Consider the following 26,375-nt stretch of genomic DNA (forward strand, 5'->3'; position numbering starts at 1 on the left):
CGGGTGTCTCAGTTCGCGGGCACCGGCGGATCCACCGGGCTGATCGGCAGGCGCAGCGCGCCGGGTGCGGCGGAGGGCACCGTCGGCTGCTTCGGCAGCACGGGGGCGATGCGCTGGTACGCGGCGCCGAGCTCCGGGCGCGGGTCGGCCTCGTTCTTGTTGGGCCAGAACGCCATTGCCCGCTCCGCCTGCGCGGTGATGGTGAGCGACGGATTGACGCCGAGGTTGGCGGTCACCGCCGATCCGTCCGCCACGTGCAGCCCTGGATGGCCGAACACCCGCTGATACGGGTCGACCACACCGGTTTCCGGGGTGTCGCCGATGACACAGCCGCCGATGTAGTGCGCGGTCGCCGGGATGTTGAACACGTCCATCACCAGCCCGTGTGTATCGCCGCGCACCTTCTCGCCGAAGCGGCGTCCGATGTCGTGTGCCATCGGGATCCAGGTCGGGTTCGGCTCGCCGGTGCCCTGTTTCGTCTTGAGCAGCCCGCGCCTGCGGAACGAGGTGAGCGAATTGTCCAGCGACTGCATGACCAGCAGGATCACCGACTTCTCCGACGCGTGCCTGGCATTGAGGCTGCGCAGGAACACCAACGGATGCAACACCATCGCCAGCAAGAAGCGCAGGAACCGGAACGCGCCACCGTCCACGATCGGCACCGACATCGGGAACAGCGCGTTCTGTCCCTTGCCGTAGTGGCATACCTCGATGTGGGTGTCCTCGGCCGGATGGATCGAGGAGGTGATCGCGATGCCTTCGGCGAAGTCGCGGCGCGCGCGGCTCACCACATTGAGGATCGCCTCGGAGTTACTGCGGGTGAGCTCGCCGAGTCGCGGCGACAACTGCGGCAGCACCGCGTCGTCGCGCATCTTGTGCAGCAGCTTCTGGGTGCCGAGCGCGGCACCGGCGAACACCACCTGCTCGGCGGTGAAGGTCTTGCGCTGCTTGCGGATCCACCGGTCCGAGCGTTGCGTCTCGACCGCGTAGCCGCCGTCCGGCAGCGGTCGCACCACTGTCGCGGTGGTCAGCGGGTGCACCTCGGCCCCCGCCTGCTCGGCGAGGTAGAGGTAGTTCGTGGTGGTGGTGTTCTTGGCGTTGTTCGGGCAGCCGGTGAAACACCGCGCGCAGTGCACGCAACCGCGCCTGCGCGGGCCGACTCCGCCGAAATAGGGGTCGTCGACCTCGGTGCCCGGATCGCTCTCGTTGAAGAACACCCCGACATTGGTGGGATGGAAGGTGTCGGCGACGCCGAGGTCGTCGGCGATCTCGCGGATCACCTCGTCGGCCGGGGTCAGCCGCGGGTTCGGCGCGACGCCGAGCATCCGCTGCGCCTGGTCGTAATACGGCGCCAGCTCGGCCCGCCAATCGGTGATGTGCGCCCACTGCTTGTCGGTATAGAAGTTCGACAGGGGCTCATAGAGGGTGTTGCCGTAGATGAGTGAGCCGCCGCCGACGCCGGCACCGGAGAACACCGCGCACTTGCCGAGCACGCTGATCCGTTGTGGCCCGGTCAAACCCAGTCGCGGCGCCCAAATCGACTTACGCACATTCCAATTGGAGCTCGGGATGTCGTCGGCATGCCACCGCCTGCCCGCCTCGAGCACGCCGACCCGATATCCCTTCTCGGTCAACCGGAGCGCGCTCACGCTGCCGCCGAATCCGGAACCGATCACCACCACGTCGTAGTCGAATGCGGGCATGACTTCCTCTCGCTCACCGGACGTTCACCGTACCGACAGATGAGATAATTTCATACTCATTCTGTCACCGCCGGCCTGTGGTGCAAACCATCCTTACCCGTGGATATCGGGAAAACCGGCGTGCCCGGATGGCGTCGACCGGGGTCGGTGCGGTAAGCACGGGGCGTGACAACCGAATCGGGCACTACGGAGCCGGGGGAGCGCGCCGACACCGGCGGCGTCTTCGACGACCGCATCCTCACCGTCCCGAATGTCCTGAGTTTCGTGCGCCTGCTGGGTGTTCCGCTGTTCCTGTGGCTGCTGCTGGTCGAGCACGCCTACGGCTGGGCGTTCGTGCTGGCGTTCGCCAGCGGTCTGACCGACTTCCTGGACGGCAAGCTGGCCCGCCTGCTCGATCAGTCCTCGCGCCTCGGTGCCCTGCTCGACCCGTTCGTGGACCGGCTGTACCTGGTGACGACCCTGGTGGCGTTCGTGATCCGCGGCCTGATCCCGTGGTGGGTCGCGGTACTGCTTGTCGGTCGCGATCTGGTCCTCACCCTCACGCTTTCGGTCTACAAGCGGCGCGATCTGCCGCCGCCCGAGGTCATCTATCTGGGCAAGGCGGCGACCTTCGCGTTGATGTCCGCGTTCGTCTGGCTGCTGGCCGGGGAGATGGATTGGGCGCTCGACGGTTTCGGACGGGCGTTCGGCGGGGCATTACTGGTCTGGGGCACGGCGGTGTATGTATGGACCGGCTTGCTCTACACCGGTAAGGCGATCGCCATCGCTCGCTCGATACCGGCTGTGCCACACCGGACGACCTGACCGGCGGTCGAGTCGAACATTGTCGCAACCCTCGCATAGAGTTGCGCGCACACGATCACAACGGAAAGGACGGACGGCCTGTGACCCAGACCCCCGAAGATCTGCGCTACACCGAAGAGCACGAGTGGGTGCAGCGGATCGGCCCGACCCGGGTTCGGGTGGGCATCACCGACTACGCCCAGTCCCAACTCGGTGACGTGGTGTTCGTGCAGCTGCCCGAGACGGAGAAGGACGTCGCCGTCGGAGACAGCATCGCGGAGGTCGAGTCGACCAAGAGCGTGTCCGACATCTACGCGCCGATCGCGGCGAAAGTTGTTGCGGTGAACGAGGTTCTGGTGCAGGAGCCGGAGACGTTGAACACCGATCCGTACAGTGACGGATGGCTGTTCGAACTCGAGGTCGCGGACGCCGCCGGCCTCGACAAGACCCTTGATGAACTGTTGGATGCGGCAGGTTATCAAGGAGTTATCGGGGGCTGAATCAGCCTTCCCGGTTCTACCTGCACGGGCACGCCCTGGCAGGGTACGGTCAATGCCAACAGATGCGCCGACAGTCATTGTCGGAAATCTAGGGACTCGACGGCAGGTCGTGGTGCCACAGGTATCACCTGCTTGCATGGATAATCAGGTTCGAGGAGGAGAGAAACGGTGAGCGAGAACAAAGACCCGGGTTACGGGGAGACCGCGGCCGAGACGACGTCGGTCTTCCGCGCGGATTTCCTGAACGAGGTCGACGCGTCGCGCTCCGGAGAGCCGACCGGTGAACAGCCGGTCCAAGGGGTCGAGGGTCTGCCCGTTGGTGCGGCCCTCCTGGTCGTCAAGCGCGGCCCGAACGCGGGCTCGCGGTTCCTGCTGGATCAGCCGACTACGTCGGCGGGCCGCCACCCCGACAGTGACATCTTTCTCGACGACGTCACCGTCAGCCGTCGGCATGCCGAGTTCCGTCAGGACGACGATTCGTTCCAGGTTGTCGATGTCGGCAGCCTGAACGGCACCTATGTGAATCGGGAGCCGGTGGACTCCTCGGAACTCCAGAACGGCGACGAGGTACAGATCGGTAAGTTCCGTCTCGTGTTCCTCACCGGACCGCGGGCCCAGGTCAACGAGCCATCTGCGGGTGCAGGGAGCCTATGAGCACGCGGCGCTGGGTTCTTTCTCGACACGAAGGGCTCGGGGTCATGAAGGAGCTCGGTCTGTCGAGGGGCTCGGCGCTGTGACCGGCGCGGCGCAGTGGGCACGCGGAGGCATGTCGATCGGCTCCGTGCTCGACCTGCTGCGCCCGGATTTTCCGGACGTCACCATCTCGAAGATCCGCTTCCTCGAAGCGGAGGGCCTCATTCGGCCGGAGCGCACGCCCTCGGGCTACCGCAGATTCTCCATCGCCGATTGTGAACGGCTTCGGTTCGTGCTGACCGCGCAACGCGATCAGTACCTGCCGCTGAAGGTGATCAAGGAACAACTCGAAGCGATCGACAGCGGTGCGGCGACGCTCGGCGTGCGGGAAGCCCGCGCTCGGGCGCACTCCGGCCGTACGGATGCCTCGGAGTCGGCGGTCGCCGACTCCGAGCACCCGGCCGCGTCTGGCGGGAACCGGAACGGCGCCGCGGTGCCGAGGAGGCTCGGCGTGGTGCCCAGCGAGATTTCCCCCGACGATCTGCGGTTCGACCACGAAATCCGGCTCACCCGCGCGGATCTGCTCGCGCAGGCCGAGATCGATGAGGCGTTCCTCAACGATCTGATCCGGGCCAACCTGATCACCCCCGGCGCCGCCGGATTCTTCGACGGCGACGCCGTGACGCTAGCCAAGACCGCCAAGGCGATGGCCGAATTCGGTTTGGAGGCACGGCATTTGCGTGCGTTCAAGCTGGCCGCCGATCGCGAGGCCGCGCTGGTCGCGCAGATCGCCGCCCCGATCGCGAAGAGCCGCGACGCCGGTGCGCGCGCCAGGGCAGAGGAAACGGTGCGCGAACTCGCGGCGCTGTCGCTGACGTTGCACGCCTGCCTGGTGAAGTCGTCGGTACGGACGTCGCTGGGCGGCTGAACATCCCGTTGAACCGCTGACACGGGATCCGCGTCATGTTTCGGTCATCCAACACGCCGATTTCGGCTGTGCACACGGACCGCTGCACTCGCGCGGGTTCGCCTAGACTCGTGGTACGGCGAGCTCTGCGGTGGTCGTGCCGGGCGGCCGGCGTGCGGCTGGTGTGAAGTAATGGGAGGCAGTGCGATGAGTGAGCGAAGCGAACGAATCATGTCACAGCGTGCATCGCGCATGCCGGAGCCGAGCGTTAGCGAGGCGCAGGCATGAGTGAAATGCGTGTGATCGGCATTCGTGTCGAGCAGCCACAGAATCAGCCCGTGCTGTTGCTCCGTGAGGTTTCGGGGGATCGGTACCTACCAATCTGGATCGGGCAGGCCGAGGCGACCGCGATCGTGCTGGAGCAGGAGGGGGTGACCCCGATTCGCCCGCTGACCCACGATCTGATCAAGATCCTGATCACCGAGCTCGGGCACACCCTCAAGGAAGTGCGCATCGTCGATCTGCAGGAGGGCACCTTCTACGCCGATCTGGTGTTCGAGAACGATCTGCACATCTCGGCGCGGCCGTCCGATTCGGTAGCGATCGCGTTGCGGGTGGGTTGCCCGATCTACGCCGAGGAGCCGGTGCTCGAGGAGGCCGGGCTGGTGATGCCGGACGAGCGCGAGGACGAGGTGGAGAAGTTCAAGGAATTCTTGGAGTCGGTCTCACCCGACGACTTCAAGGCCACAGATAGCTGAACAGGATCTTTCCGGCAATCCGGCGTTTTCGCGGGATGACCGGGGGCTCAGCCCTTAACCAGAGCTTGAGAGTTTAACCGCGCGTCGCGTTTGGCCTGACGATGGTGCTCCCTGGACAATCAGGGGGAGTAATCTCGATAGTTGGGCCACGTCCGTTTTGGCCAGGTCGTCAGCACAGCAGTGGTCGAAACGGAGCCGGGTCATCGATGAGGCTAGCCGTCGGCGAAGCAAGGGAGTGGTCAGTGGCAGAGCAATCGCAGGATGTGGTACAGCCAGGCCTGTTCCCGGACGACTCGGTTCCCGACGATCTGGTCGGCTACCGGGTTCCCAGTGCATGCCAGGTGGCCGGGATCACCTACCGGCAGCTCGACTACTGGGCGCGCACCGGATTGGTCGTGCCCTCCATCCGCAGCGCCGCGGGCTCGGGGAGTCAGCGGCTGTACTCGTTCAAGGACATCCTGGTCCTGAAGATCGTGAAGCGGCTGCTCGACGCGGGCATCTCGCTGCAGAACATCCGGATCGCGGTCGACCATCTACGCAGCAGGGGAGTGCAGGATCTCGCCGGGATCACGCTGTTCTCCGACGGCACCTCGGTGTACGAGTGCACCTCGGCCGAGGAGGTAGTCGATTTACTGCAGGGCGGGCAGGGCGTTTTCGGTATCGCCATCAGCGGTGCCATGCACGAACTCACCGGCGCTATCGCCAATTTCCCCGCCGAACGCGCGTCCGCGGTGACGGAACGGCCGGAGGACGAGCTGTCCTACCGGCGTAAGGCGCGGATGAGCCGCAAGACCGGTTAAAAGTAGACAACTGACATAGCACCCCGCCTCCCCGACATGTCGAGGGTAGCGGGGTGTTGTGCTGGGTGGCACCTGGTTTTCGAGTGCGGGACGGCTTGGTTTGAAACGTATCAAAAACATTGTGTTAAGTAGATATGCGCATCTATATATGTTCCTAGCTGACAGCCCGGCGCACGAGCGTGACCAGCACGACACCCGCAAGGGCGGGACCAGTGACACGTTCCGGCGTGTCGTCGGCTTAAACTGGTGGCGCGCCAACGCCGTGCGGGAGAGTCCCGGGTTCGACAGAGTCCGGGCGCCGAAGGAGCAGCACCTCCCCGTCAATCTCTCAGGCATCAGGGACCGTGCGGGCTTGGGCGCCTCTGGAAAGCGGTGGCTTCGGGCCGCCCGCCCATGGGGAAAGGGGCTCGACCTTCATTACGGTCGCGCGCCCGAATCTCTCAGGCAACACGACAGAGGGGGAGGGCTGGTACCCGTCGACCGCCCGTCGACCCGCCCGACCCACATGGGAGCTGCCGTGACTCGTTCATTCGCCGACCGCCATATCGGACCCGATCGGGGCGAAATCGCCCGGATCCTGGACGTCGTCGGCGTCGACTCGCTCGACGAGCTAGCCACGAAGGCCCTGCCCGCCACCATCATCGACGGATCCGGACTAGCCGGATTGCCGCCTGCCGCAACCGAACACGAGGTGCTGGCCGAACTCGCCGGGCTGGCCCACTCGAACACCGTGGCCACCTCGATGATCGGGCTCGGCTACTACGACACGCTGACCCCGCCGGTGCTGGTGCGCAACCTGCTGGAGAACCCGGCCTGGTACACGGCCTACACGCCGTACCAGCCGGAGATCAGCCAAGGCAGGCTCGAGGCGCTGCTCAACTTCCAGACCATGGTGTCGGAGCTGACCGGCATGGACGTGGCCAACGCGTCCATGCTCGACGAGGCCACCGCGGCCGCCGAGGCGATGACGCTGCTGCAGCGGGCCAGCCGGTCCAAGTCGGCGCGGCTGGTCATCGACACCGACCTGTTCCCGCAGACCAAGACCGTGCTCACCACTCGGGCCTATCCGCTCGGGATCGAACTGGTGCCCGCGGATCTGTCCGCCGGTGAGCTGCCCGAAGGTGAATTCTTCGGTGTGCTCGTGCAGACGCCCGGTGCGTCCGGCCGCGTGGTGGACTGGACGTCGCTGATCGGCGCGGCGCACGAGCGTGGCGCGTTGGTCGCGGTGGGCGCGGACCTGCTGGCGCTGACGCTGATCGCTTCGCCGGGTGACCAGGGCGCGGACGTGTGCTTCGGCACCACCCAGCGTTTCGGTGTTCCGCTCGGGTTCGGCGGCCCGCACGCCGGGTATCTGGCAGTGCGCACGGCGTATGCCAGGCAGCTGCCGGGCAGGCTGGTCGGGGTGTCGGTGGACGCGGACGGCGATGTCGCCTACCGGCTGGCGCTGCAGACTCGTGAGCAGCACATCCGCCGGGAGAAGGCCACCTCCAACATCTGTACCGCGCAGGTGCTGCTCGCCATCGTCGCGGCGATGTACGCGAGCTACCACGGTGCCGACGGCCTGCGCGAGATCGCTCGTCGCGTGCATCGGCATGCCGCCGCCATCGCTGCCGGTCTCGATGGTGCGGTCGTGCACGATACGTTCTTCGACACCGTGCTGGCGCACGTGCCCGGCGGTGCGGAAGCCGTTGTCGCGAAGGCGAAGTCGCGGGGGATCAACCTGCGCCTGGTCGACGCCGATCATGTCGGTATCGCGTGCGACGAAGCGACGACGGAGTCGCACGTCGCGGCCGTGCTCGAATCCTTCGGCACCGCACTGTCTTCCGAGCAGTCCGCACCGGCGCCCGCCGTCGCGATCGAGAACCGGACCTCGGAGTTCCTCGATCACCCGGCGTTCACCAAGTACCACACCGAAACGGCCATGCTGCGCTACCTGCGGTCGCTGTCCGACAAGGACATCGCGTTGGACCGCAGCATGATTCCGCTCGGCTCCTGCACCATGAAGCTCAACGCGACCGCCGAGATGGAGGCCATCACCTGGCCCGGCTTCGCCCGCGTGCACCCGTACGCGCCGGTTGAGGACGCGCCGGGCCTGCTGCAGGTGATCCACGATTTGGAGCGGTGGCTGTCCGACATCACCGGCTACGACTCGGTGAGCCTGCAGCCGAACGCGGGCAGCCAGGGCGAGTACGCCGGCCTGCTGGCGATCCGGCGCTACCACCTGGATCGTGGTGACACACACCGGGATACCTGCCTGATCCCGTCCAGCGCGCACGGCACCAACGCGGCCTCGGCGGCGATGGCCGGGCTGCGCGTCGAGGTGGTCAAGTGCCGCGAGAACGGCGACGTCGACCTGGACGACCTGCGTGCCAAGATCGCCGACCACGCGGATCGGCTGGCCTGCATCATGATCACCTACCCGTCCACGCACGGCGTCTACGAGCACGAGGTCGCCGAACTGTGCGCGCTGGTGCACGACGCGGGTGGTCAGGTGTACGTCGACGGCGCGAACCTGAATGCCCTTGTCGGGCTTGCTCGTCCGGGTCGGTTCGGCGGCGACGTCAGCCACCTGAACCTGCACAAGACGTTCTGCATCCCGCACGGCGGCGGCGGTCCGGGTGTCGGCCCGGTCGCGGTCCGTTCGCACCTGGCGCCCTACCTGCCGGGCGACCCGCTGGTGACCGACTCGCACGCGGTGTCGGCCGCCAACTACGGCTCCGCCTCGATCCTGCCGATCACCTGGGCCTACATCCGGATGATGGGCGCGGACGGCCTGCGCGACGCCACCCTGACGGCCATCGCCTCGGCCAACTACATCGCACGCAAGCTCGATGAATACTTCCCGGTGCTCTACACCGGTGAGCACGGCATGGTCGCGCACGAGTGCATCCTGGATCTGCGGGAGATCACCAAGCGGACCGGCGTGACCGTCGACGATGTCGCGAAGCGGCTGGCGGACTACGGTTTCCACGCGCCGACCATGAGCTTCCCGGTCGCGGGCACGCTGATGGTCGAGCCGACCGAGAGCGAAAACCTGGCCGAGCTGGACGATTTCATCGAGGCGATGATCGCGATCCGCAAGGAGATCGATCAGGTCGCGGCCGGCGTCTGGCCGGTCACCGACAACCCGCTGCGCGGCGCGCCGCACACCGCGGCCTGCCTGGTCGGTGAGTGGGACCACCCGTACACCCGCGAAACCGCCGTGTACCCACGCGGTCTCGGCCACGCACGCGCCAAGGTCTGGCCCCCCGTCCGCCGCATCGACGGCGCGTACGGCGACCGCAACCTGGTCTGCTCCTGCCCCCCGCTGGAGGCGTACGCCGACTGACCAACCCGACCGAAGACGCCCGTCAGCCCCCAACACCGACTGACTGCGCCCTTCGGTCCAGTGGCAACCCGGCATCGACCGAAGGCGCCCTTCATCGGCTGAGGCCGGGCGAGGGGCGCCTTCGGTCAGGGGGTGGTCAGGGATTGGACGATCGCGGAGCCGAAGGCGATGTCGTCGGAGGTGGCGAGGCGGGTGTAGGTGCCGCCGGTCTGCTCGGAGATGCTCTTCAGCGTCTGCGTGCCTTGGCCGCCGATTACGATGATGTCGACTCGGACGGGGTGGTCCTTGTCGATCGCGGCCGCCATGTCGCTGGCGAGTTTGGCGCCGGTGACCGTCGAGTCGTCCTCGGGTCCGTCGGTGATGAGCAGTACCGAATTCGTCCGGCCCGCCGTGTATCCGTTGATGGCGCTCTTGTACGCGGCGATCAGGGTCGGGTACGCCTGATCGGATCGTAGGTCGCTGGCCTTGACGGCTTCGAGTGCGTTGCCGAGTTTCGTGCGCTGATCGTTGGAGAGTGCGGCGGTGGCGGCCTGTACCTTGTAAGGCGATGTGCCATCGAGGTTCTTGCCGTAGGTCCAGAGGCCGAGGCCGAAGTCGGGTGGCATCACGGTCAGCGTGGAGTTCAGTGCGGCAAGGACATTCGCGAGCCGGGTCATCGAACCGTCGGAGGTCGCCATGGACGCCGAGACATCCACCAGGACAGTGGATTGCACACCGAGCACCGGATGGGCCAGGGTGGCACGGACTTTGTCGAGTGCGGCGCGCGGCGGCGCCGGGGTGGCGGCGGGCGCGGTGGTGAAGCCGGCCGCGGTGAAGGCCTGGGCCTGCTCGGGGGCGCGCAGGTAATCGGCGAAGAGGCCGCCGATCAGATTCTGTGTCTTGTCGACCCACGGTCCCGACATCAGCGCGGCCGGGTGATCGGCGGTCGGTGCGGCACCGCCCGGGTGGAAGACGGCAAGTCCCGCTTGGCTTTTCACCTGCTGCTCGGTGGTGGCGACGGCGTGCACGGCGGCGGACTGCGGTGTGCCCGCGATGATGCCGAAGGCCGCGGTGGTATCGGCGGCGTCCGGTGCGTTGGCGGCGAGCCCGGAGACGGCGGAGACGGCCTGCCCGGAATTGGCGGCCTGCTCGCTGAGCGGTTCGGCGCCCGACACCGCGGAGCCGACCGCGACGGCGGCGGCCAGTGCGGAGTCGCCGGGCGGCAGTGCCATGCGCAAGCCGCCCCAGCCTGACAGTCCGACGTCGTTGAGCGAACCTTGTTGCAGGCGTGGCAGATCCGCCCAGGTGGTCTTGGCTTGTTCCAGCGCGCCGCGCAATTCGTCCGGCACCGCGAGCACGATCGGGCTCGCCGCGATAGGCGCGGGCGTGCCTTCGATCAGGCCGGGCACCCGCATGGACTCGATGGAGCGCGTCGAATCGGGGATCCACAGCACCGGCTGCGGGCCGAGGTTCTGATCCCACGGCTTGCCGTCGGTGAACGCGGCGACGATCGCGGCCGACGGCTGCGCGGTCACCACCACCTGCGCGCAGTGGTCACGCACCTTCGGTTTGGTCGCGTTGTACCGGTCCGCCGCGCCGCGGACCTGCGCGGCGATGTCCGGGTCGGCGGTCACATAGAGCGTCGCGGGTCCAGAAACACATTCCGCCGCGGCGGCGCTGTCCTCGTCGGCCGCTCGGTCGCGTAGCTGAAACCACGCGACGACGCCGAGGACCAGCAGCACGATGGCCACCACTGCGATAACCGGACCTTTGCTGACGCCCCGGGTTTTGGTTCCGCTGCGATGAGTACCCACGCCGCACAGTCTATGTTCACCTGCGGTTTGCAGGCTCGGTGAGTCTTGCCTTCGGCGGCGAGCCGTAGCAAAGTTCGCCGCCGTGTCCCGGCGGGACACCGCGGCGGTGCTCACGGGCGGATCAGCTGCCCGCGGTCGAACTCGTGGCCGCCCCACACCCCGGACTGGCCGGTGCGGGCGGCGAACTCGCCGCAGGCCGCGCGGATCGGGCAGTCCGCGCAGATGCCGCGCGCGTAGGCGAAGTCCTGCGACGGGTACGGGAACCACGCCTCGTGATGCGGGTCACCCCGGCAGGCGGCCCGATGCCACTCTCGGGAGTCCGAGAGTGGGAGCAGCTCGGCCAGGGTCAGCTCCACGACCGCGGTGGTCTCGGTGCGAACGGTCATCGCGATCCTCTCCTTTCTCGGATGTTCAGGTTGCCGCGAGCTGCTTCCAGATCCGCCGCTGTTGCTTGGCCTGGTGGTTGGGTGCCTTGGGCTGCCAGAGCAACCGCATGCCCGCTTCCTCGGGGGTGCGGTCGGCCTTGGTCGTATTGCACGGTCCGCAGCAGGCCACGAGGTTGCTCCAGGTGTTCGGGCCACCCCGGCTGCGCGGCCGAATGTGGTCGACGGTGCGGGCCCAGTCGGCGCAGTAGCCGCACCGGTGGGCGTCTCGGCGCAGCACACCGGCCAGGGTGGCCCGGCTCTCGTCGTGTACGCGCGTGGTGTGCTCGAGGTAGACGTAGCGGTGCAGCCGGATGGTTTCGGGCAGCAGTAGCTCGGAGTGCTGGGAGCGGATCGAGAAGTGCGGGGTGCGGTCGGCGATCGACTCCGCCGCGCCTGCCATGAGCAGCACGATGGCCCGGTCAGCGCTGATCTGGGTGAGGGCCTCGTAGGAGGCGTTCAGTACCAGCACTCCGGCGTGTATCCAGTTGTCGGCGGTTAGTGCCGCGGGGTCGGCGGCATGGCGGAATGTCATGGGAATCACCATGTTTCGGGAGGAGTCGAGCGAGGAGGTGGCGGGGCGGTCAGCGACCGGCCGGGAGGTGGCCGTCTTCGCGTCCGCCGCACAGCTGTCGATCGACAGCGGGTTTCCGGGTCGACAATCGTTGTGCCGCCTCGATGTTCGCCCGCATCGGGTTCTTGGGAATCATCGCCACCTCCTCCTTTCCTCGTGCTCGTGGATCACCGCTACCTGGTGATCATCGTCGAATCCCATGGTGACATAACCGACCTACCGCTGTCGGGTCATTTATTTCGTGGTCAGCCGGGCGGCGCCGAAGGAGACGTGGAACCGCTGGCACCAGATGGTGACGCTGGTGAGTGCGGTCAGGTCGGTTCGGAGGACGCGGCCGCCGTCGGGAGCTGCAGGATGCGTACGGTTCCGGAGGTGTCGTGAAGGCCTGTTGCCGGGTGTAGAACTGTGACCAAACGCTGACGGATGTCGTAGGTTTCCGGAGCGAGCGCCGGTGGTGTGTGTGCCGATTCCGCCGTTCCCGAAAGGGTTTCGCCCGCATCGGGGCCGCGGGCGATATCAGCCGATCGGCGTGTGTCCGAGCAGAACTCGGCCGGTGAAGCGGGTCTGCTTGGCGCGCGGCAGCGGGTGGAACAGGCAGCCGTGTATGTCGCGGTAGCGCATCTCCAGCTCGCAGGCGCGCGAAAAGCCGAGCCCGCCAACGGTTTCGATGGCCAGGCGGACGGTATTGATGAGCGCGTCGGCGGCCGCCGTCTTGCGGCTGAGGGTCTTGCTGGCGTGGCTGTCGGTGTTGTCGAAGTGCAGGTTGTCGGAGCCGGTGAACATGGCCTCGATCAGGTCGGCGGCGGTGGTGTGCGCGTTGACCATTTCGCCCGCGAGCTGGAAGGTCGGTGCGTCGGCGCGGTCGGCGACCAGAGCGGTGGCCAGGTCTACCGCACCGTCGGCGATGCCGAGGTAGGCGGCCATGACCAGCGGCATCGCCGCGCCCATCACGACATTCAGCACCGGCGGCCAGGTGTCGGCGCGGCGGAGCAGCGAGACGGCGGCGTCGGGGACGAAGACATCCTCGAATATCACGGTGTGCGATCCGCTCGCCCGCAATCCGAGTGTGTCCCAGGTCGTTTCGATGCGCACGCCGGGAGTGTTCACCGGGATGGCGCAGTGCAGGACGTGCGGGCCGTCGGGTGCGTCATCCCAGCGAATGCTGGTGACCAGCACGGTGCCCGCCTCGACGCCGCTGGCCGGTGCCTTGCGCGCGTGCACCCGGTAGCCGCCGTCGACCTTCTCGGCCCTACCGCTGGAGCCGACCCAGTCGGCCGCGCCGGTGCTGATCAGGATCGCCCCGTCGACCACCTTGCGGAACAGCGGTGTCGCGTCGATGCCGTGCTGGTGCCGCCACACCTGCGCGGCGACGAGATGGGTGTGCATCGCGAACGCGACGGCGGTCGAGGGATCGTGGCGGCCGAGTTCGCGCAGAATCGTGCCCATCTCGCGGTGGGTCGCGCCGCCGCCACCGAATTCGGCGGGCACCATGGCGGCCGAAAGCCCGGTGACGCGCAGTATTTCGAACGCGGTGCGGGAGAATTCGCCGCTGCGGTCGCGGTCGGCGACCTCGGGGCTCAGGGCTTCGCCGACGGTGCGCGCGAGGGTGAGCCAGTCGATGGTGGTGTCAGGGGAGATTGTCGTCATGTTTCGAAGGTAGGAACGGCCGCGATAACCGCATAGTCCAGAAAGTGGACTCTGCCGGTCCACAAAGTGGACCCCGACCACGAGGTGACCATGACGACACCGGGCTACGGCCAATATTGTCCGATCTCGCGGGCGCTCGACGTGCTCGGCGAGCGCTGGTCGCTGCTGATCGTGCGTGATCTGTTCCTGGGCACAACACGTTTCAACGATCTCGCACGCGGTCTACCAGGCTTGTCGCGCAGCCTGCTCGCCAAACGGCTGCGCCAGTTCGAACGGGCGGGGCTGGTCGACAAGATCGGCTCCGAGTACCTGCTCACCGAGGCGGGTCAGGAACTCGAGCCGATCCTGTTCGGCCTCGGCGAGTGGGGCGCCCGCTGGACCTTCGGCGACCCGCAACCGGAGGAGCTCGACCCGGCGGTGCTGGTGTGGTGGATGCACACTCGCCTCGACACCTCATCGTTCCCGGGTAAGCGCCAGGTCCTGGCCGTGCGGTTTTCCGATGTGCCGGACCGATTTTGGATCGTCATCGAATCCGGCGTGCCGTCGGTCTGCGCCGCCGACCCCGGCTACTCGGTCGACGTGGCCATCATTTCCGACGTCAGCTCGCTGTACCTGATTTGGCTCGGCAGATTGTCACTGGCACAAGCGCTTCGGACGGGCAGGTTGAGCTTTTCCGGGCCCTCCGCCCTGACCCGCCGCATGCCGTCGGTGCTTCGACTCAGCCCGATGGCGCCGTACACGAACCCGATCTCGGCTGACTTCGCTACTCGCGCTTCGTGATCGAAGTGGAACCTATCTGTCGCTTGGTCTAGAGGTTGCCGACGATGTGTTCGAGGCGGTCCGCGACGAGCTCGCGGGCCTTTTCGCGGAGTGCGGGGCGGTAGCCACTGGGGTAGACGGGGTCGCCGGGTGCGTAGTCCTTGAGGACTTCCTTGGCGAGGGTGATCTTGTGGACCTCGGTGGGGCCGTCGGCGATCGCCATTACCTCGGCGTAGTTCATCATGTCGACGAAGGGGAGGTCGGTGCTGACGCCGATGGCGCCGTGCAGGTGCAGGGCGCGCTGGGCTATGTCGTGCATGACCTTGGGCATGGCGACCTTGATGGCGGCGATGTCCTTGCGCACCTTGAGGTAGTCCTGTTCCTTGTCGATGCGCCATGCGGTGCGCAGGACCAGCAGGCGGAACTGTTCCATCTCGATCCAGCTGTCCGCGATGCGTTCCTGGGTCATCTGCAGGCCGGCCAGGGGGCCCTTGCGCATCGGACGGGAGACGACGCGTTCGGCCATCATGTCGAAGGCCTTGCGTACCAAGGCGACTGTGCGCATGGCGTGGTGCACGCGGCCGCCACCGAGGCGGGTCTGCGCGACGATGAAGCCCTGGCCCTCGGCGCCGAGCAGGTGGTCGGCGGGTACCCGGACGTTGGTGAAGCGCAGGTGTCCCTCGTGCTCGCTGAAGCCATGCACGTGGAAGTTCTTGACGATCTCGAGGCCGGGGGTGTCGGCGGGCACGATGAACATCGACATGCCCTGGTACGCACTGACATCGGGGTTGGTGACCACCATGACGATGTGGAAGCTGGCGAACTGCGCGTTGGAGTTGAACCACTTCTCGCCGTTGATCACCCAGTGGTCGCCGTCGCGGACCGCGCGCGTTTTGAACGTCGTCGGATCCGAGCCGCCGGTGGGTTCGGTCATCACGTAACAGGAGCCGATCTCACCGGCCAGCAGCGGCGCGAGGTACTCGGCCTTCTGCTCGTCGGTCCCGTAATGCGCGAGAATCTCGGCATTGCCGGAATCCGGTGCCTGGCAACCGAATACCGACGGCGCCCAGAACGACGTGCCGAGTACCTCGTTGAGCAGGGCCAGCTTCATCTGCCCGTAGCCCTGGCCGCCGAGCTCGGGACCGAGGTGGCAGGCCCACAGTCCCTGCTCCTTGACCTGCTCCTTGAGCGGGCGCATCAGCGCCATCGCCTCTTTGTCGGTGCGGTCGTACGGGTTCGGGTAGAGCAGGTCGAGCGGCTCCACCTCGGTGCGGACGAATTCCGCCGCCCAGTCCAGCTTCTGCTGGAAGTCCGGGTCGGTCTCGAAATCCCAAGCCATGGTCAGCCTTTCGTGTGGTTGTCGGTGGTGGTCACCACGCCGTCGAGGAACGTGGTCGCGAGTATGTCGGCGATCTCGGCGGGGGAGTGCCCGCCGTGCGGTCGGTACCAGAAGGTCACCATGTTCAGCATGCCGAGCACGCTGTTGGTGACCACGTGGTCGTCGGTGCGCAGCAGTCCGGCGGCGTGGCCCGCGTCGATCACCCGCTGCCAGCAGTGTTGCACGCGATCACGCAATTGCTGCAGCTGCGCGCCGCGCTCGCCGCTCAGCGCGGTGACATCGCGCAGCTGGATGGCGACCTCGCGGCGGTGGTCGATGATCAAGCCGACGTGACTGTGGATCAGCTTGCGCAGCTTGGTGATCGGGTCGTCGGCGCTTGCCGCGATCTGTTCGGCGTCGACCAGCATCAGCTGAATGTAGTCGTGCAGGATCTGCCAGAGCAGTTCCTCCTTGGAGCCGATGTGGTAGTAGAGCGCGCCGCGCTGGACGTCGGCGCGGTCGCCGATCTCCGCGACACCGGTGCCGTGGAATCCCTTCTCCGCGAACAGCTCCACCGCGGCCCGCACGATCCGCTCGCGGGTGTCGCCCGCCGTGGATTCGGAGGCTGGTGGGCGGCCGCGCCTGCGGGTGGGCGCGATGTCGCCCCGCAGTGAATCACTGCGGGTACTCATCGGGCCGGATCCAGCACTACCTTGCTCACGCCGTCCGCGCGCTCGGCGAACAGCTGGTAGGCGTTCGCACCGTCGGACATCGGGAAGGGATGGGTGACAACGATTTCCGGGCGTAAGCGGCCTGCCGCGGTCAGTTTCAGCAAGGTCGGCAGCTCGTATTGGATCGAGCACAGCCCGATGTGGAATTCGAGCTCCTTGACCTGGGCCAGCGGCATATGGAACGGGTACGCGCGGTTCTGGTTGACGCCGATGACGCTCACCCGCCCGCGATGCCCGACCGCGCTGATGGCCAACTTGATGGTGGCATCGGCGCCGACCGCTTCGATCGCGACATCCGCACCGCCGCCGAGCATGTCGCGGATCGCGAGCTTCGGGTCGTCCGCCTCGATCGGCTCGGCGCCGAGCACGGCGGCCTGCTTGCGTCGTTCGGCGATCAGGTCGACGCCGAGCACCCGCGCCGCACCCATCGCGAACGCCGACTGGATCGCCATCAGGCCGACGGGGCCGAGGCCGATCACCACCACGGTCTCGCCGGGCGCGATACGGGCGCGTCGAGCGCCGTACCAGGCGGTGGGGGCGTTGTCGGTGAGCACGACCGCGGCTTCGTCGCTGACACCCTCGGGTAGGCGAATCAGGTTTCCCTCGGCGTGCGGGACGGCGAGCAGCTGGGCTTGGCCGCCGGGCAGCGAGCCGCCGAGGCCGTAGCAGGCGTCGATCGGTGCGGGCGTCCGCTCGCAGGCGGCGACGATGCCCACCCGGCATTGCGCGCATCGATCGCACCCTGCCGACGCCGACACCAGCACCCGGTCGCCGATCGAGAGACGGCGCACCTCGGGGCCGAGTTCGACGATCTCTCCGACGGCCTCGTGCCCGACGCTGTAACCGACCTTGTCGCTGAACCCGTGTCCGCCGTAGATATGCAGGTCGCTGCCGCAGATGCCGCTCGCGGTGACCCGGATGATCGCGCTGTCCGGCGCGGTGAGTATCGGGTCGGGCACGTCGGAGTACGAGATCTGCCGCGGGCCTTGGTAAGTCAGTGCCTTCATCGCCAGCCGCCGTCCAGTGCGAGGGTGGCGCCGGTGCAGAAGGCAGCGGCGTCGGTGGCGAAGAATAGCGCGGCGCCGACGATCTCGTCGGGTGTGCCGACGCGGCGTTGTGCGTTGAGACTGCTGATCTGGGTGCGCATTTCGTCGGTCCATGCCTTGGAGATGTCGGTGGCGAAGGCGCCGCACTGAATCGTGTTGACCCGCACCGTCGGTCCGAAACTCTGCGCCAGACCCACGGTGAGCGTGTTCAATCCGGCTTTCGCTGCCGCGTAGGGCAGCGCGAACGGCGCGGGGCGGACCGCCTCGATCGAGGAGATGTTGATGATCGAACCGCCGCCGTCGGCGGCCATCCGGGTGCCGATCAGGGCCGAAAGCCGGAACGGCCCTTTGAGATTCACGCCGATCACCTTGTCGAACAAGGCTTCTGATACCTGATCCAGGCTGGGGTAGAGCGGCGAGAGACCGGCGTTGTTCACCAGCACGTCGACCCGGCCGAACTCCGCGTACACCGTCTCCACCAGTGCATCGCACTGCGTCCAGTCGCTGACATTGCATTCCACCGGCAGTGCGCGCCGGCCGTGCGTGTTCTTCACCTCGTCTGCCAGCGCCACGCACCCGTCGAGTTTGCGGCTGGCGATCACCACGTCCGCGCCCGCCGCGGCGAACGCGAGCACCATCTCCTTGCCGAGTCCCCGGCTGCCGCCGGTGACCACGACGACCTTGTCCGTGAGCGACACGCACACTCCTGTCGATGAGAAATGTTCCGATCAGTACATTAATTCCCCACGCCGATAGAATCAAGGAGTTGTCCGGCCGACGCGTTTGACCCGCTACAGGGTGGTATCACTACCCACGGGTAACATGTACGCGTCTTTCCCACCCGGCTTTCTCAGAAGTGAGGCAGTAGATGACAGAGCGGATTCAGGTCGGCGGGCTTGCGGTGGCCAGCGTTCTTCACGAGTTCATCGAGAACGAGGCGCTCCCCGGAACCGGCGTAGATTCCGCCGCGTTCTGGGCCGGAGCCGAGCAGATCATCAACGATCTCGCGCCGCGCAACCGCGCGTTGCTCGCCGAGCGCGACGAGATCCAGGGCAAGGTCGATGCCTGGCATGCCGAACACCCCGGCGCCAACTACGACAAGGCCGCCTACAAGAGCTTCCTCGGCGAAATCGGCTACCTCCGTCCGGAGCCCGCCGATTTCCAGATATCCACCCAGAACGTGGACACCGAGATCGCCACCACCGCGGGCCCGCAGCTCGTGGTGCCGGTGATGAACGCCCGCTTCGCGATCAACGCCGCCAACGCGCGCTGGGGTTCGCTCTACGACGCGCTCTACGGCACCGACGCCATCTCCGAGGCCAACGGCGCGGAAAAGGGCAAGGGCTACAACAAGGTTCGCGGCGACAAGGTCATCGAGTGGGCGCGTAACTTCCTCGACGACTCCGCGACGCTGATCACCGGCTCGCACATCGGCTCGACCGCGTACAAGATCGTCGACGGCGAGCTCGAGGTCGGCCTGGAGGACGGCACCGAGATCGGCCTGGCCGATCCGTCGCAGCTCGTTGGCTACCTCGGTGATCCGGCGTCGCCGACCTCGGTGCTGTTGCGGCACAACGGTTTACACATCGAGATCCAGATCGACCCGTCCTCGCCGGTCGGCAGCACCGACACCGCGGGCGTGAAAGATCTGGTGCTGGAGTCCGCGATCACCACGATCATGGACTTCGAGGACTCGGTCGCCGCGGTGGACGCCGAGGACAAGGTCCTCTGCTACCACAATTGGCTCGGCCTGATGAAGGGCGATCTCACCGAGAAGGTGAGCAAGGGCGACAAGACCTTCACCCGCACCATGAACCCGGACCGCGTCTACACCGCGCTCGACGGCAGTGACCTTGTGCTGCACGGTCGTTCGCTGCTGTTCGTGCGCAACGTCGGTCATCTGATGACCAGCGACGCGATCATCGACAAGGACGGCAACGAGATCCCCGAGGGCATCCTCGACGGCCTCGTCACCTCGCTCATCGCCACCCACGCGCTGCGCGGTGACACCGAACTGAAGAACAGCCGCACCGGCTCGGTCTACATCGTGAAGCCGAAGATGCACGGCCCGGACGAGGTCGCGTTCACCAGCGAGCTGTTCGGCCGGATCGAGGACGTGCTCGGCGTGCCGCGCAACACCCTCAAGGTCGGCATCATGGACGAGGAGCGCCGCACCACGGTGAACCTCAAGGCCTGTATCCAGGCCGCCGCCGAGCGCGTCGTGTTCATCAACACCGGCTTCCTCGACCGCACCGGCGACGAGATCCACACCTCGATGGAGGCCGGGCCGATGGTCCGCAAGGCCGACATGAAGGCCCAGCAGTGGATCAAGTCCTACGAGGACTGGAACGTCGACACCGGCCTGGCCACCGGGCTGCCGGGCAAGGCGCAGATCGGCAAGGGCATGTGGGCCATGCCGGATCTGATGGCCGACATGCTGGTGCAGAAGATCGGCCACCCCAAGGCCGGCGCGAACACCGCCTGGGTGCCGTCGCCGACCGCCGCCACCCTGCACGCGACGCACTACCACCAGGTCAACGTGCTGGAGCGGCAGCAGGAGATCCTGAAGGGCGGCCGCCGCGCCACCGTTGATCAGATCCTGGAGATCCCCCTCGCCGCGACCCCGAACTGGACCGCCGAGGAGAAGAAGCAGGAGCTGGACAACAGCGCGCAGTCGATTCTCGGCTACGTGGTGCGCTGGATCGACCAGGGTGTCGGCTGCTCCAAGGTGCCCGACATCGAGGATGTCGCGTTGATGGAAGACCGTGCCACCCTGCGCATTTCGAGCCAGCTGGTGGCCAACTGGCTGCGCCACGGCATCGTCTCCGCCGACGAAGTGGTGCAGAGCCTGGAGCGGATGGCGCCGGTGGTGGATCGGCAGAACGCGGGCGACGCGAGCTACCGGCCGCTGGCGCCGGACTTCGCGGGCAGCATCGCCTTCCAAGCGGCCAAGGAGCTGATCCTGGAAGGCACCAAGCAGCCCAACGGATACACCGAGCCGATTTTGCATCGGCGTCGGCGGGAAGCGAAGGCGGCCTGCAAGTAGCGTGCCGTTCAGTGCTTGAAAAGTAGCTCCTAGCAGCTCTTTTCGGCTTGAGGCCCCGCACCGGAGACAGCCGGAGCGGGGCCTCTTTCATTACTGGAGATCAGCACGAATAACGGTCCGTCACGCTCAAACGGTCACAAAAGGAGTGCGTAGCCTCAGCTGGCGAAGCCTGCCTACCAGCGGATTTGCGCCCATAGTTGGGTCGCCTCTGTCGGAGAGGCATGCTCTTCACCCCAGACCATCGAGCTGCGGATTCGTAGCTGGTGTCCCCGGGCAGCGATACCCGATGCCTCTACTGCTGCAGTCACAGCAGATGGCCGCTGGATGTCCAGCTTCAGTTTGTTCGGAAAAACGTTCGCAGCGACCCGGGTCTCCGGCGTGTCGTTCAGCGACGCGCCGGAGAAGTTTTTGGACCGGCAACTCTTCAGCGAATGCTTCGAACAAGCAGCAGCAATCCACCAGCGTGGATCGTTCTTCGCGTGCCGTAGCCTCGGGCGGAAAACACCGGGTGACAGATGCCCCCACGATTGGTCCACTGGCCGCGATGCCCCTCGCAACTGGTCACGAAGGTCGGCTTCAAGCCCCTCCTGGTGGGCGGCTTCGTGCTCCTCATCCTCGCCCTGCTCTGGCTCGCTCAGATCGACCTCGCCCGGCTTCGCTCTCCTCGGGTTCCTAACCGCCGCCCTGGTCACAACCAGTACTGCTGGCCAGGCCCTCAACGAAGCGCAACAGATGGCGCGGCATTGGCCAAGCACACGTCCCGCCGGAGGAGAACGCCGAGGCCCCCGCCAGCCCCGCCACACCACTGTGTGGCGAAGCTTCATCCCGAGACAGGCCCGATAGTTACACCTTTAGTTATCTGGACAGTCGCCCTAATCTTGCTACCACGCGAGAGGTAACAGCTGTTACATTTTCCGCCGTGTCAGGAACGCGGAGTGTGGTGCGGTGGCTGGTGCTGGTCGTGCGGATTCCGGCCGAGCCGTCGCGGCATCGGGTGGCGGTGTGGCGGGAGCTGCGCCGGGTCGGGGCGTTGCAGATCGGTCAGGGCGTGTGGGTGGTGCCCGATGTCGCGGTGTTTGCCGACGGGGTCGCCCGGGTCATCGAGCTGGCGCGCCGTGGGGAGGGCGATGTGCTGGTCCTGGACGCGGCGGGGCGCGCTGAGGGCGACGCAGACCGGTTGGAGGGGTTGTTCACCGCCGAGCGTGGCGAGGAGTGGGCGGAGTTCCTCACCGAGTGCTCCCGCTTCGACGCCGAGATCGACAAGGAGATCAGCACCGCCAAGTTCACGATGGCCGAGCTGGAGGAGGAGGAACACAGCCTGGAACGGCTGCGCCGCTGGCATCGCGATATCAAGGCCCGCGACGTCTTCGGTGCCCCGGCCGCCGCCGACGCCGCTGCCCAGCTCGAACACTGTGTCGGCCGGTTGGCCGACTACACCGAACGGGTCTTTGCGGCCCTGCACCAGATGTGACCGCCGAGAGACCAGGAACCAGCCGATGAACCTCGATACGCGAATCTTCCTCGATATCAACGACTTCGCCCGCAACACACCGTGGCTGCACCCGATCATGTCCGGCTACGCGAACTACGGCGTCGCGCTCTTCGCCGGATTGCTGCTGGCCGGGTGGTGGGTCGCCCGTCGGCAGGCGAGCGTGGAGCACATGGTCGCGGCCGTGTGGGCGCCGATCGGTGCGCTCGCCGCGCTGGCGATCAACCAGCCGATCTCGGGCGCGGTGAACGAGACCCGCCCGTGCATCGCGCTGCACGAGATCGTGGTGTTGCACTGCAACAACGACGGGTCGTTCCCCAGCGACCACGCGATAATGGCCGGCGCCGTCGCAACCGGTCTGGTGTTGGGCGCGGTCGTGAGCCTGGCCGGGTTCTGGTTGGCGCGGCCCGCGCTGGGATGGTTGCTCACGCAGATCGCGCGCACTCCGCTGCAGAACCTGGTCACCGCGCCTGCGCAATCGACTGCCGCGCAGGGTAACTCACGATGAGCATGCCCCCGGCGGTGCAGGCTGTCGTGCCACGGGCACGGCTGCTGCCGCTGTATGCGGCTGGGTTCGTCACCGCGTTCGGCGCGCACAGCATCGCAGCCAGTCTCGGCGGCTACACCCGCTCCGAGCATTCGAGCCTGTTGACACTTGGCCTGCTGCTGGCTGTTTACGACGGCGCGGAAGTGCTGCTCAAACCCGCATTCGGCACGTTGGCCGACCGCATCGGCCCGCGCCCGGTATTGCTGGGCGGCCTCATCGCTTTCGCGGTCGCCTCGGCGGCGTTCGTACTGGCAGGCAACCCTGCCCTAGTCGGGTTCGCCCGGTTCGGTCAAGGTGCCGCCGCGGCGGCGTTCTCCCCGGCGGCGGGCGCGATGGTGGCGCGGCTGACCCGCAGCGGCGGTCTCGGCCGCGCGTTCGGCGGGTACGGCGCTTGGAAAGGGCTCGGCTACACCCTGGGCCCCCTCCTCGGCGGTGCCGCGATCACGATGGGCGGCTACAACCTGCTGTTCGCCGTCCTCGCCGTCCTCGCCGTCGTGGTCGCGGGCTGGGCGGCGATCGCCGTTCCCACCGTCCCCGCCCTGCCACGCCCCCGCCAGACCGTGCTGGATCTGGCGCGGCGCCTGGGCAGCGCAAACTTCCTGCGTCCCACCGTCGCCCTCGCCGGAGCGACCGCGGCCCTGGCGGTCGGGATCGGGTTCCTTCCCGTCATCGGGGCCGGTCACGGCCTCGGTCCACTGGCCACCGGTGCGGCAGTATCGTTGCTGGCCGCCACCGCCGCGCTCGTCCAGCCCCGCGTCGGCCGGGCCCGCGACGCCGGAGGGCTGCGCGACGGCGCGACCATGGCGACCGGACTGGTCCTGGCCGGAATCGGCATCGCCGCGGCCACCGTCGTTCCCGGGATCGCGGGAATGATGATGGCGGCGTTCGTGATCGGCGCGGGGACCGGACTGGTGACCCCGATCGGATTCGCGTACCTGGCCGCCACCACGGCACCGGAACGGCTCGGCCAGACCATGGGAGCCGCCGAAATCGGCCGCGAACTCGGTGACGCCGGTGGCCCGCTGCTCGTGGGCGCGATCGCCGTGGCAGCCACCCTCAACGCCGGACTCCTCACACTCGCCGCCCTGCTGGCACTCCTGGCCGTCCTCGTCGCCGTCGCGCTCACACCACCGGACGACCGGAAAACAGACGCCGCAGAATGAACCAGAATCCGTACTGCCACAGTCCTATTGGTGACTGTTCCTCGGGAGGCTGTCGCGTTCGAGGTTGCGGTAGATGGTTTCCCGGGACACGGGGGGTCGAGGAGCATCCAGGAGGAAAGTCACACTCAGCAGACAGGGCAATCCTGTTGTTGTGCTGATGATTTAATGTCGACGTGACTGATGAGGGTAGCCCGGTTCCGGGCGTTTCGGTGTGTTGGCTCGGGGGCCGCCAGTGCCCACTGCTATTGAAAAGGCGAGCGGCGGAACAGAACTCGAAGGCAGACCTTAGACATGCCTAGCTGGGCGGAGCTAGCTTGGTCAGGCGGGCTCCGGCGCGAGTCCAGCAGGCGGCCAGCCGACTCTGCGCGTCGGGTTCGCAATGAAGCATCACCTGAAACCCTCTCGGCGTCGGTGAGACAACACCTGTCTCGGTGGAAACCAGCCCTGACGGCTCCGCTAATTCTTCCTGAATGAACTCCAGGCTTCGAATGAGTGTTTCCAACGCTGTCTTCTCGTTGCACAAGACGGTGTCGGCGTTCCACACTGCTACGGCATATCCCTGCTGGCCCGCCGGCAGCCATTCGTCGAGATCTCTCATGCATTCATCGAAGGCAGCCCAATTATTCCCGAAGTACCAGGGGAACTGGAATGCCGCAGCGAGCTCGGCAAACAGTTCCGATGTAGTGCGCATACGCTGACCTCGGACGTGCACGACCCGGTATCCCGAGTTCAGCCGTTGGATCTCTGCGCGGCCGAAGTCCTTGAGGCTGGAAGCCACCACGTCGAAGCGCAGTCCTTGGGTCTGGTCCATGTGTCGGCTACCTCATCCGTTCGAAGGCAGTCGGGCGTAATGCGCGGCGGCGCGAATAGTCTGGGGTCGAGTGCACGTCAGGTCGGTGCGCACCTGTCGGTACCCGTGCGCCGAGCCCTGCAGCAGATGGTCGCCCGGGCACCCGGCAGACTGAGGGAATGGGTTCTGGTTCGTCAGCTCGGCCGTCGCCCCTGGATCTGGCCGCGGCGCAGGACAAGACTATTCCCGATGTGATCGGGCCCGGCTTGCATGTGCTGTTTTGCGGAATCAATCCGGGCCTGTGGTCCGGGGCCACCGGATATCACTTTGCTCGTCCGGGAAATCGGTTCTGGCCGGCATTGCATCGATCCGGCTTCACGCCGCGCCTACTGCGGCCCGACGAACAGCGAGAACTGCTCGCGCTGAGCTTGGGGATAACGAATGTGGCCGTACGCACGACCGCCAAAGCCGAGCAGCTGACCGCCGACGAACTGCGCGCCGGCGGGCGCGCCCTGGTCGATCGGGTCGAGCAGTATCAACCCCGAGTGCTGGCAGTACTCGGTATCGGTGCCTACCGCACGGCTTTCGGTCGTCCGCGCACCACCATCGGCCCCCAACCCGAGCGGGTCGGTGCTACCGCGGTGTGGGTGCTGCCCAACCCTAGCGGGCTCAACGCCCACTACACACTCGACGCCCTCGCCTCGGAATTCCGCGCGCTGCGTGAAGTGGTCGAAACCGGCTGACCTATTTCCGCGCGAATTCGCGCAGGTGCAGGGCTATTTCGTCGATCGCGTGCTTGGCCTGGGGGAACATGGCGGGGCGAGCCTGGGAGGCATCGATCTGGACAAGGACGGCGGGTGGGGTGGGTGGCCGAAGGACATCCGTGACTCGAGTTGGGTGCGCCGATATTGATGGCCGGGATGATCTCGGATGCGGCGGGACTTCTACAGTGCCGTACACGTGAACGTCCTCATCCGGCCGATTCCACCACACGCCGAAGGAGAGCCAGCGTGGTGCGGCCGTCCGCACCTGCCCTGGTGGCGTTGACGGCGATGGTGATCACCACGTCGGCCTGCGGGCCAGATTCCGCTCCGATTGCTGCGGCCGAGATGACCAAGGTGCCGAGCGAGGCGATCGCCGTGGTCACGGTCGGGCCGTCACAACCTCCGATCATGACCAAGATCGATCACACCTCGGCCTTCGCCATCGACGCCAACGGCAACCTCGTCGGCAAGCTCGAGGGTGGCGCCATCGACTCGGCAAGCATTGTCGGCTGGAACCGCGGATTCACTTTTGCCACAGCTGATTCGGTGACAACCGTCGGTCGATCCGCCCGCACCGTGCTCGCGAACGACGAGGAAGGTGGTGCGGTCAACGGAAGTTTCCGGCTGGTTTCATCATGATGCGCTGCGTCGTATCGAGGACCTTCGTCACGACGAATTCGGCGGTCGTTCCGACCCTTGGCGGATGGTCCGTCCATGTGATCCTGCTCCAGGCTTCGCCGAAGGTGACTGTGTACCAACGGTTTCCTGGAGAAATGCTGGTAACGGTAGCCGTCACCAGCGATCCGACCTGATAGCGCGCCTTGATGGTCGGCCACGCCTCATCGCTGAACCCCCAGTGTGTGGAGATGGGATT

General features: G+C 66.7%; 27 protein-coding genes and 1 riboswitch. Of the genes, 14 read left to right on the forward strand and 13 right to left on the reverse strand.

Annotated features, from left to right (window positions below; translation table 11 throughout):
• Nucleotides 1-8: 8 nt before the first annotated feature.
• Complete coding sequence (locus ACIBCN_RS21550; RefSeq protein ID WP_396993396.1) at nucleotides 9-1,703, reverse strand: GMC oxidoreductase; 1,695 nt, start codon at nucleotides 1,701-1,703, stop codon at nucleotides 9-11.
• 165 nt (nucleotides 1,704-1,868) lie between these two features.
• On the opposite strand from ACIBCN_RS21550, the gene ACIBCN_RS21555 reads away from it, so the two are divergent.
• The 7 genes from ACIBCN_RS21555 to gcvP all read left to right on the forward strand — a co-directional run bounded on the left by ACIBCN_RS21555 (nucleotide 1,869) and on the right by gcvP (nucleotide 9,412).
• Nucleotides 1,869-2,507 carry a CDP-alcohol phosphatidyltransferase family protein gene (locus tag ACIBCN_RS21555; RefSeq protein WP_396993397.1) on the forward strand — a complete coding sequence of 213 codons (639 nt, stop codon included), beginning with the start codon at nucleotides 1,869-1,871 and terminating at the stop codon, nucleotides 2,505-2,507.
• A gap of 80 nt (nucleotides 2,508-2,587) precedes the next feature.
• A complete protein-coding gene (gcvH, locus tag ACIBCN_RS21560) occupies nucleotides 2,588-2,986 on the forward strand; it encodes a glycine cleavage system protein GcvH (protein WP_396993398.1) in 399 nt (132 codons plus the stop codon).
• 168 nt (nucleotides 2,987-3,154) lie between these two features.
• On the forward strand, nucleotides 3,155-3,640 hold the full coding sequence (locus ACIBCN_RS21565; RefSeq protein WP_040734653.1) for an FHA domain-containing protein: 486 nt from the start codon (nucleotides 3,155-3,157) through the stop codon (nucleotides 3,638-3,640).
• 112 nt (nucleotides 3,641-3,752) lie between these two features.
• Nucleotides 3,753-4,547 (forward strand): MerR family transcriptional regulator, encoded by a 795-nt coding sequence (locus ACIBCN_RS21570; RefSeq protein ID WP_396993399.1) that lies wholly within the window; start codon nucleotides 3,753-3,755, stop codon nucleotides 4,545-4,547.
• A 263-nt stretch (nucleotides 4,548-4,810) separates the two neighbouring features.
• Complete coding sequence (locus ACIBCN_RS21575; protein ID WP_069160942.1) at nucleotides 4,811-5,284, forward strand: bifunctional nuclease family protein; 474 nt, start codon at nucleotides 4,811-4,813, stop codon at nucleotides 5,282-5,284.
• Between the two features lie 206 nt (nucleotides 5,285-5,490).
• Nucleotides 5,491-6,084, forward strand: a complete 594-nt coding sequence (locus ACIBCN_RS21580) for a MerR family transcriptional regulator (RefSeq protein ID WP_107656386.1) — start codon at nucleotides 5,491-5,493, stop codon at nucleotides 6,082-6,084.
• 255 nt (nucleotides 6,085-6,339) lie between these two features.
• Nucleotides 6,340-6,439, forward strand: a riboswitch (glycine riboswitch).
• A gap of 150 nt (nucleotides 6,440-6,589) precedes the next feature.
• Nucleotides 6,590-9,412, forward strand: coding sequence for an aminomethyl-transferring glycine dehydrogenase (gcvP, locus tag ACIBCN_RS21585; RefSeq protein ID WP_396993400.1), 2,823 nt, complete (start codon nucleotides 6,590-6,592; stop codon nucleotides 9,410-9,412).
• Nucleotides 9,413-9,537: 125 nt separating this feature from the next.
• On the opposite strand, the gene ACIBCN_RS21590 is transcribed toward gcvP, so the two are convergent.
• The 6 genes from ACIBCN_RS21590 to ACIBCN_RS21615 all read right to left on the reverse strand — a co-directional run bounded on the left by ACIBCN_RS21590 (nucleotide 9,538) and on the right by ACIBCN_RS21615 (nucleotide 13,848).
• A complete protein-coding gene (locus tag ACIBCN_RS21590) occupies nucleotides 9,538-11,205 on the reverse strand; it encodes a VWA domain-containing protein (RefSeq protein ID WP_396993401.1) in 1,668 nt (555 codons plus the stop codon).
• Between the two features lie 110 nt (nucleotides 11,206-11,315).
• Complete coding sequence (locus ACIBCN_RS21595) at nucleotides 11,316-11,591, reverse strand: WhiB family transcriptional regulator (RefSeq protein WP_396993402.1); 276 nt, start codon at nucleotides 11,589-11,591, stop codon at nucleotides 11,316-11,318.
• Between the two features lie 25 nt (nucleotides 11,592-11,616).
• Entirely contained in the window at nucleotides 11,617-12,162 is a 546-nt protein-coding gene (locus ACIBCN_RS21600; protein WP_396993403.1) for an HNH endonuclease, read from the reverse strand.
• 49 nt (nucleotides 12,163-12,211) lie between these two features.
• A complete protein-coding gene (locus tag ACIBCN_RS21605; protein ID WP_396993405.1) occupies nucleotides 12,212-12,337 on the reverse strand; it encodes a hypothetical protein in 126 nt (41 codons plus the stop codon).
• 98 nt (nucleotides 12,338-12,435) lie between these two features.
• Nucleotides 12,436-12,669, reverse strand: a complete 234-nt coding sequence (locus ACIBCN_RS21610) for a DM13 domain-containing protein (RefSeq protein ID WP_396993922.1) — start codon at nucleotides 12,667-12,669, stop codon at nucleotides 12,436-12,438.
• A 48-nt stretch (nucleotides 12,670-12,717) separates the two neighbouring features.
• On the reverse strand, nucleotides 12,718-13,848 hold the full coding sequence (locus ACIBCN_RS21615) for an acyl-CoA dehydrogenase family protein (RefSeq protein ID WP_396993406.1): 1,131 nt from the start codon (nucleotides 13,846-13,848) through the stop codon (nucleotides 12,718-12,720).
• Between the two features lie 90 nt (nucleotides 13,849-13,938).
• On the opposite strand from ACIBCN_RS21615, the gene ACIBCN_RS21620 reads away from it, so the two are divergent.
• Complete coding sequence (locus ACIBCN_RS21620) at nucleotides 13,939-14,628, forward strand: winged helix-turn-helix transcriptional regulator (RefSeq protein ID WP_396993407.1); 690 nt, start codon at nucleotides 13,939-13,941, stop codon at nucleotides 14,626-14,628.
• Nucleotides 14,629-14,656: 28 nt separating this feature from the next.
• Here the strand turns inward: ACIBCN_RS21620 and ACIBCN_RS21625 are convergent, their stop codons facing one another.
• The 4 genes from ACIBCN_RS21625 to ACIBCN_RS21640 are packed head-to-tail and all read right to left on the reverse strand — an operon-like array spanning nucleotide 14,657 to nucleotide 18,400.
• Nucleotides 14,657-15,946: an acyl-CoA dehydrogenase family protein gene (locus tag ACIBCN_RS21625; RefSeq protein ID WP_396993408.1), complete on the reverse strand. Its 1,290-nt coding sequence runs from the start codon at nucleotides 15,944-15,946 to the stop codon at nucleotides 14,657-14,659.
• 2 nt (nucleotides 15,947-15,948) lie between these two features.
• Complete coding sequence (locus ACIBCN_RS21630; RefSeq protein ID WP_396993409.1) at nucleotides 15,949-16,617, reverse strand: TetR/AcrR family transcriptional regulator; 669 nt, start codon at nucleotides 16,615-16,617, stop codon at nucleotides 15,949-15,951.
• Nucleotides 16,614-17,663, reverse strand: a complete 1,050-nt coding sequence (locus ACIBCN_RS21635) for an alcohol dehydrogenase catalytic domain-containing protein (RefSeq protein WP_396993410.1) — start codon at nucleotides 17,661-17,663, stop codon at nucleotides 16,614-16,616. Before ACIBCN_RS21635 ends, ACIBCN_RS21630 begins: the two co-directional genes overlap by 4 nt.
• A complete protein-coding gene (locus tag ACIBCN_RS21640; protein WP_396993411.1) occupies nucleotides 17,660-18,400 on the reverse strand; it encodes an SDR family NAD(P)-dependent oxidoreductase in 741 nt (246 codons plus the stop codon). The genes ACIBCN_RS21635 and ACIBCN_RS21640 overlap by 4 nt, the downstream gene beginning before the upstream one ends.
• A 170-nt stretch (nucleotides 18,401-18,570) precedes the next feature.
• Here ACIBCN_RS21640 and ACIBCN_RS21645 point away from each other — a divergent pair, with 170 nt between their 5' ends.
• The 4 genes from ACIBCN_RS21645 to ACIBCN_RS21660 all read left to right on the forward strand — a co-directional run bounded on the left by ACIBCN_RS21645 (nucleotide 18,571) and on the right by ACIBCN_RS21660 (nucleotide 23,947).
• A complete protein-coding gene (locus tag ACIBCN_RS21645; RefSeq protein ID WP_396993412.1) occupies nucleotides 18,571-20,748 on the forward strand; it encodes a malate synthase G in 2,178 nt (725 codons plus the stop codon).
• A 919-nt stretch (nucleotides 20,749-21,667) separates the two neighbouring features.
• Entirely contained in the window at nucleotides 21,668-22,219 is a 552-nt protein-coding gene (locus tag ACIBCN_RS21650) for a Chromate resistance protein ChrB (protein WP_396993413.1), read from the forward strand.
• A gap of 25 nt (nucleotides 22,220-22,244) precedes the next feature.
• On the forward strand, nucleotides 22,245-22,745 hold the full coding sequence (locus tag ACIBCN_RS21655) for a UDP-diphosphatase (protein WP_396993414.1): 501 nt from the start codon (nucleotides 22,245-22,247) through the stop codon (nucleotides 22,743-22,745).
• On the forward strand, nucleotides 22,742-23,947 hold the full coding sequence (locus ACIBCN_RS21660; RefSeq protein WP_396993415.1) for an MFS transporter: 1,206 nt from the start codon (nucleotides 22,742-22,744) through the stop codon (nucleotides 23,945-23,947). The genes ACIBCN_RS21655 and ACIBCN_RS21660 overlap by 4 nt, the downstream gene beginning before the upstream one ends.
• A gap of 295 nt (nucleotides 23,948-24,242) precedes the next feature.
• Here the strand turns inward: ACIBCN_RS21660 and ACIBCN_RS21665 are convergent, their stop codons facing one another.
• A complete protein-coding gene (locus ACIBCN_RS21665) occupies nucleotides 24,243-24,758 on the reverse strand; it encodes a barstar family protein (protein WP_396993416.1) in 516 nt (171 codons plus the stop codon).
• Nucleotides 24,759-24,916: 158 nt separating this feature from the next.
• On the opposite strand from ACIBCN_RS21665, the gene mug reads away from it, so the two are divergent.
• Nucleotides 24,917-25,480, forward strand: a complete 564-nt coding sequence (gene mug, locus ACIBCN_RS21670) for a G/U mismatch-specific DNA glycosylase (RefSeq protein ID WP_396993417.1) — start codon at nucleotides 24,917-24,919, stop codon at nucleotides 25,478-25,480.
• Nucleotides 25,481-25,707: 227 nt separating this feature from the next.
• On the opposite strand, the gene ACIBCN_RS21675 is transcribed toward mug, so the two are convergent.
• Complete coding sequence (locus ACIBCN_RS21675; protein WP_396993418.1) at nucleotides 25,708-25,884, reverse strand: hypothetical protein; 177 nt, start codon at nucleotides 25,882-25,884, stop codon at nucleotides 25,708-25,710.
• Between the two features lie 25 nt (nucleotides 25,885-25,909).
• Between ACIBCN_RS21675 and ACIBCN_RS21680 the strand changes: the two genes are divergently transcribed.
• Nucleotides 25,910-26,140: a hypothetical protein gene (locus ACIBCN_RS21680; protein WP_396993419.1), complete on the forward strand. Its 231-nt coding sequence runs from the start codon at nucleotides 25,910-25,912 to the stop codon at nucleotides 26,138-26,140.
• Nucleotides 26,141-26,375: the final 235 nt, after the last annotated feature.

The sequence above is a fragment of the Nocardia sp. NPDC051052 genome (assembly GCF_044456045.1).
In the GTDB taxonomy this organism is placed as follows: Bacteria; Actinomycetota; Actinomycetes; order Mycobacteriales; family Mycobacteriaceae; genus Nocardia.

Coding starts and splice junctions, on each gene's coding strand:
- ACIBCN_RS21570 (WP_396993399.1), top strand. CDS start 3,753: ATGTCGATCGGCTCCGTGCTCGACCTGCTGCGCCCGGATTTTCCGGAC.
- ACIBCN_RS21620 (WP_396993407.1), top strand. CDS start 13,939: ATGACGACACCGGGCTACGGCCAATATTGTCCGATCTCGCGGGCGCTC.
- ACIBCN_RS21595 (WP_396993402.1), bottom strand. CDS start 11,591: ATGACCGTTCGCACCGAGACCACCGCGGTCGTGGAGCTGACCCTGGCC.
- ACIBCN_RS21600 (WP_396993403.1), bottom strand. CDS start 12,162: ATGACATTCCGCCATGCCGCCGACCCCGCGGCACTAACCGCCGACAAC.
- ACIBCN_RS21580 (WP_107656386.1), top strand. CDS start 5,491: ATGAGGCTAGCCGTCGGCGAAGCAAGGGAGTGGTCAGTGGCAGAGCAA.
- ACIBCN_RS21655 (WP_396993414.1), top strand. CDS start 22,245: ATGAACCTCGATACGCGAATCTTCCTCGATATCAACGACTTCGCCCGC.
- gcvP (WP_396993400.1), top strand. CDS start 6,590: ATGGGAGCTGCCGTGACTCGTTCATTCGCCGACCGCCATATCGGACCC.
- ACIBCN_RS21615 (WP_396993406.1), bottom strand. CDS start 13,848: ATGACGACAATCTCCCCTGACACCACCATCGACTGGCTCACCCTCGCG.
- ACIBCN_RS21635 (WP_396993410.1), bottom strand. CDS start 17,663: ATGAAGGCACTGACTTACCAAGGCCCGCGGCAGATCTCGTACTCCGAC.
- ACIBCN_RS21660 (WP_396993415.1), top strand. CDS start 22,742: ATGAGCATGCCCCCGGCGGTGCAGGCTGTCGTGCCACGGGCACGGCTG.
- ACIBCN_RS21630 (WP_396993409.1), bottom strand. CDS start 16,617: ATGAGTACCCGCAGTGATTCACTGCGGGGCGACATCGCGCCCACCCGC.
- ACIBCN_RS21605 (WP_396993405.1), bottom strand. CDS start 12,337: ATGATTCCCAAGAACCCGATGCGGGCGAACATCGAGGCGGCACAACGA.
- ACIBCN_RS21665 (WP_396993416.1), bottom strand. CDS start 24,758: ATGGACCAGACCCAAGGACTGCGCTTCGACGTGGTGGCTTCCAGCCTC.
- ACIBCN_RS21550 (WP_396993396.1), bottom strand. CDS start 1,703: ATGCCCGCATTCGACTACGACGTGGTGGTGATCGGTTCCGGATTCGGC.
- ACIBCN_RS21645 (WP_396993412.1), top strand. CDS start 18,571: ATGACAGAGCGGATTCAGGTCGGCGGGCTTGCGGTGGCCAGCGTTCTT.
- ACIBCN_RS21575 (WP_069160942.1), top strand. CDS start 4,811: ATGAGTGAAATGCGTGTGATCGGCATTCGTGTCGAGCAGCCACAGAAT.
- ACIBCN_RS21625 (WP_396993408.1), bottom strand. CDS start 15,946: ATGGCTTGGGATTTCGAGACCGACCCGGACTTCCAGCAGAAGCTGGAC.
- mug (WP_396993417.1), top strand. CDS start 24,917: ATGGGTTCTGGTTCGTCAGCTCGGCCGTCGCCCCTGGATCTGGCCGCG.
- ACIBCN_RS21680 (WP_396993419.1), top strand. CDS start 25,910: ATGACCAAGATCGATCACACCTCGGCCTTCGCCATCGACGCCAACGGC.